Genomic DNA, 5,335 nt, shown 5'->3' on the forward strand with positions numbered 1-5,335 from the left:
CAAATGCCAAATACCTCGTGCAGATGGTCCGTTTCTAGCGGGTTGTTTGTAGGAGATTCCTTTGGAAAACATTTAACACAAACAAAGCAAGTCAGTAATGATTTGTTCTGTCAGTTTCAAACTTGTCTGCAGTGGACCTATTCCGGTTGCTGTGGGCGCTAGATGTGCCGGCCGCTTTTGGTGGTTTGGTAATCAAACATTTACGGAGAGTTTGATCCTGGCTCAGGACGAACGCTGGCGGCGTGCTTAACACATGCAAGTCGAACGATGATCCGGAGCTTGCTTCGGGGATTAGTGGCGAACGGGTGAGTAACACGTGAGTAACCTGCCCTTCACTCTGGGATAAGCACTGGAAACGGTGTCTAATACCGGATACGACCTTCAGCCGCATGGCTAGGGGGTGGAAAGAATTTTGGTGGAGGATGGACTCGCGGCCTATCAGGTAGTTGGTGAGGTAATGGCTCACCAAGCCGACGACGGGTAGCCGGCCTGAGAGGGTGACCGGCCACACTGGGACTGAGACACGGCCCAGACTCCTACGGGAGGCAGCAGTGGGGAATATTGCACAATGGGCGAAAGCCTGATGCAGCAACGCCGCGTGAGGGATGACGGCCTTCGGGTTGTAAACCTCTTTTAGTAGGGAAGAAGCGAAAGTGACGGTACCTGCAGAAAAAGCACCGGCTAACTACGTGCCAGCAGCCGCGGTAATACGTAGGGTGCAAGCGTTGTCCGGAATTATTGGGCGTAAAGAGCTCGTAGGCGGTTTGTCGCGTCTGCTGTGAAATCCGGAGGCTCAACCTCCGGCCTGCAGTGGGTACGGGCAGACTAGAGTGCGGTAGGGGAGATTGGAATTCCTGGTGTAGCGGTGGAATGCGCAGATATCAGGAGGAACACCAATGGCGAAGGCAGATCTCTGGGCCGTAACTGACGCTGAGGAGCGAAAGCATGGGGAGCGAACAGGATTAGATACCCTGGTAGTCCATGCCGTAAACGTTGGGAACTAGATGTGGGGACCATTCCACGGTCTCCGTGTCGCAGCTAACGCATTAAGTTCCCCGCCTGGGGAGTACGGCCGCAAGGCTAAAACTCAAAGGAATTGACGGGGGCCCGCACAAGCGGCGGAGCATGCGGATTAATTCGATGCAACGCGAAGAACCTTACCAAGGCTTGACATATACCGGAAACCTGCAGAAATGTAGGCCCCGCAAGGTCGGTATACAGGTGGTGCATGGTTGTCGTCAGCTCGTGTCGTGAGATGTTGGGTTAAGTCCCGCAACGAGCGCAACCCTCGTTCTATGTTGCCAGCACGTAATGGTGGGAACTCATAGGAGACTGCCGGGGTCAACTCGGAGGAAGGTGGGGATGACGTCAAATCATCATGCCCCTTATGTCTTGGGCTTCACGCATGCTACAATGGCCGGTACAAAGGGCTGCAATACCGTAAGGTGGAGCGAATCCCAAAAAGCCGGTCTCAGTTCGGATTGAGGTCTGCAACTCGACCTCATGAAGTCGGAGTCGCTAGTAATCGCAGATCAGCAACGCTGCGGTGAATACGTTCCCGGGCCTTGTACACACCGCCCGTCAAGTCATGAAAGTCGGTAACACCCGAAGCCGGTGGCCTAACCGTAAGGAAGGAGCCGTCGAAGGTGGGATCGGTAATTAGGACTAAGTCGTAACAAGGTAGCCGTACCGGAAGGTGCGGCTGGATCACCTCCTTTCTAAGGAGCACTCGAAGACAGCGTCTGCCTCTGCTGTTTACACAGAGATAACAAGCGCTTATTAGCTTCGTAGCCATTTCGGAGACACATGTTCTTCGGTGGCGCTCATGGGTGGAACATTGACATTGTGGCCAGGTAAGCGAATCGGCTTCCCAGTACGTCTCCTTCGGGGGATTGGAACGGGAAATGATCGGGTTCCTGGTCTTTTGCACGCTGTTGGGTCCTGAGGGACCGGGCCTCATGTTGTCTTTGGATGGTGTGGGATACGGACCTCTGGACCTTGTTGTCGTCATCACGAGAACGTTCCTTCGGGGATGTGTGGTGGCGCGGAGGGTACCGCCCGTAATTTGAGAACTACACAGTGGACGCGAGCATCTTAGACACTCGCAATGGATCAGGGCTTCGGCTTTGGTTGTTGCGTGATGTCTTCATTTAGATCAAGCAAATCAACCCTTTGGGGTTGTGCGCTGATCTTTGTGTAATTTTGTCATCAAGTTTCTAAGTGCAAACGGTGGATGCCTTGGCATCTGGAGCCGAAGAAGGACGTATAAATCTGCGATAAGCCTCGGGGAGCTGATAATAGAGCCCTGATCCGAGGATTTCCGAATGGGGAAACCCCGCCAGGGGCAGCAATGTTACCTGGTGACTCCCGCCTGAATATATAGGGCGGGTAGAGGGAACGTGGGGAAGTGAAACATCTCAGTACCCACAGGAAGAGAAAGCAAAAGCGATTCCGTAAGTAGTGGCGAGCGAAACCGGAAGAGGCCAAACCGATCATGTGTGATAGCCGGCAGGTGTTGCATGGTCGGGGTAGCGGGACTTTTCAGCAGTTACTGCCGTACTGCAAGGATTACAGCGCGATATAGACGAATGGTCTTGAAAGGCCAGTCATAGAGGGTGCCAACCCCGTAGTCGAAATGTCGTTATGGTCCGAGAAGTATCCCAAGTATCACGGGGCCCGAGAAATCCCGTGTGAATCAGCCAGGACCACCTGGTAAGCCTAAATACTCCCAGATGACCGATAGCGGACAAGTACCGTGAGGGAAAGGTGAAAAGTACCCCGGGAGGGGAGTGAAATAGTACCTGAAACCGTTTGCATACAAACCGTTGGAGCCTCCTTAGTAGGGGTGACAGCGTGCCTTTTGAAGAATGAGCCTGCGAGTTAGTGATATGTGGCGAGGTTAACCCGTGTGGGGTAGCCGTAGCGAAAGCGAGTCTGAATAGGGCGATTCAGTCGCATGTCCTAGACCCGAAGCGAAGTGATCTATCCATGGCCAGGTTGAAGCGACGGTAAGACGTCGTGGAGGACCGAACCCACTTCAGTTGAAAATGGAGGGGATGAGCTGTGGATAGGGGTGAAAGGCCAATCAAACTTCGTGATAGCTGGTTCTCTCCGAAATGCATTTAGGTGCAGCGTTGCGTGTTTCTTGCCGGAGGTAGAGCGACTGGATAGCTAATGGGCCCCAAAAGGTTACTGACGTTAGCCAAACTCCGAATGCCGGTAAGTGAGAGCGCAGCAGTGAGACGGTGGGGGATAAGCTTCATCGTCGAGAGGGAAACAACCCAGACTACCAACTAAGGTCCCCAAGCGTGTGCTAAGTGGGAAAGGATGTGGAGTTGCAGAGACAACCAGGAGGTTGGCTTAGAAGCAGCCACCCTTGAAAGAGTGCGTAATAGCTCACTGGTCAAGTGATTCCGCGCCGACAATGTAACGGGGCTCAAGCACACCACCGAAGTTGTAGATTTCGTGTAATAGCTAGGCATTTATGTCCAGGCGCACGGAGTGGTAGGAGAGCGTCGTGTGGCCAGCGAAGCGGCGGTGTAAACCAGCCGTGGAGGCCACACGAGTGAGAATGCAGGCATGAGTAGCGAAAGACGGGTGAGAAACCCGTCCTCCGAAAGAACAAGGTTTCCAGGGCCAGGTTAATCCGCCCTGGGTAAGTCGGGACCTAAGGCGAGGCCGACAGGCGTAGTCGATGGACAACGGGTCGATATTCCCGTACTGACGAAGAACCGCCCCAATCAATCCAGTAATGCTAAGCATCTGAATCCTTTAGATGGATCCCTTCGGGGTGAAGCGTGAGGCCTAGCGTGCGACCCTATGCTGGTGCGGTTAGCGTATTAACAGGTGTGACGCAGGAAGGTAGCTGAGCCAGGCGATGGTTGTCCTGGTCTAAGGATGTAGGCCGAGAGATAGGCAAATCCGTCTCTCATATGAGGCTGAGACCCGATGGGTAGTCCTCACGGACGAAATCAGTGATCCTATGCTGCCAAGAAAAGCATCGACGCGAGGTTCAAGTCACCCGTACCCCAAACCGACTCAGGTGTTCAGGTAGAGAATACCAAGGAGATCGAGAGAATCGTGGTTAAGGAACTCGGCAAAATGCCCCCGTAACTTCGGGAGAAGGGGGGCCGGAGGCGTGAAGGGATTTACTCCTGGAGCGCTGTATGGCCGCAGAGACCAGTGGGAAGCGACTGTTTACTAAAAACACAGGTCCGTGCCAAGTCGCAAGACGATGTATACGGACTGACGCCTGCCCGGTGCTGGAAGGTTAAGAGGAACGGTTAGCCGCAAGGCGAAGCTGAGAATTTAAGCCCCAGTAAACGGCGGTGGTAACTATAACCATCCTAAGGTAGCGAAATTCCTTGTCGGGTAAGTTCCGACCTGCACGAATGGCGTAACGACTTCCCAGCTGTCTCAACCGCGAACTCGGCGAAATTGCACTACGAGTAAAGATGCTCGTTACGCGCAGAAGGACGGAAAGACCCCGTGACCTTTACTACAGCTTGGTATTGGTGTTCGGAGTGGCTTGTGTAGGATAGGTGGGAGACTGTGAAGCTGGCACGCTAGTGCTGGTGGAGTCATCGTTGAAATACCACTCTGGTCACTTTGGATATCTAACTACGAACCGTAATCCGGTTCTGGGACAGTGCCTGGTGGGTAGTTTAACTGGGGCGGTTGCCTCCCAAAAAGTAACGGAGGCGCCCAAAGGTTCCCTCAACCTGGTTGGTAATCAGGTGTCGAGTGTAAGTGCACAAGGGAGCTTGACTGTGAGAGTGACAACTCGAGCAGGGACGAAAGTCGGGACTAGTGATCCGGCAGTGGCTTGTGGAAGCGCTGTCGCTCAACGGATAAAAGGTACCTCGGGGATAACAGGCTGATCTTGCCCAAGAGTCCATATCGACGGCATGGTTTGGCACCTCGATGTCGGCTCGTCGCATCCTGGGGCTGGAGTAGGTCCCAAGGGTTGGGCTGTTCGCCCATTAAAGCGGTACGCGAGCTGGGTTTAGAACGTCGTGAGACAGTTCGGTCCCTATCCTCTGCGCGCGCAGGAAATTTGAGAAGATCTATCCCTAGTACGAGAGGACCGGGATGGACGAACCTCTGGTGTGTCAGTTGTTCCGCCAGGAGCACCGCTGATTAGCTACGTTCGGAATGGATAACCGCTGAAAGCATCTAAGCGGGAAGCCAGCTTCAAGATGAGATTTCCATGACTTAGGTCGAGAGGCTCCCAGCTAGACTACTGGGTTGATAGGCGGGATGTGGAAGCGAGGACTAAAGACTCGTGAAGCTGACCCGTACTAATAAGCCGATAACTTGATAACACCCAAAATTG

2 rRNA genes are annotated in these 5,335 nt (G+C 53.7%); both read left to right on the plus strand.

The annotated features are described in order from the left end of the window. Positions 1 to 199: 199 nt before the first annotated feature. Positions 200 to 1,718, plus strand: a 16S ribosomal RNA gene (locus G5S38_RS15010). A 488-nt stretch (positions 1,719 to 2,206) separates the two neighbouring features. Next, a 23S ribosomal RNA gene (locus G5S38_RS15015) occupies positions 2,207 to 5,324 on the plus strand. The 16S and 23S rRNA genes sit together here, the layout of an rRNA operon. The last annotated feature ends 11 nt before the right edge of the window (positions 5,325 to 5,335 follow it).

The sequence above is a fragment of the Marisediminicola senii genome, from assembly GCF_011057645.1.
Classification (GTDB): Bacteria; Actinomycetota; Actinomycetes; order Actinomycetales; family Microbacteriaceae; genus Marisediminicola; species Marisediminicola senii.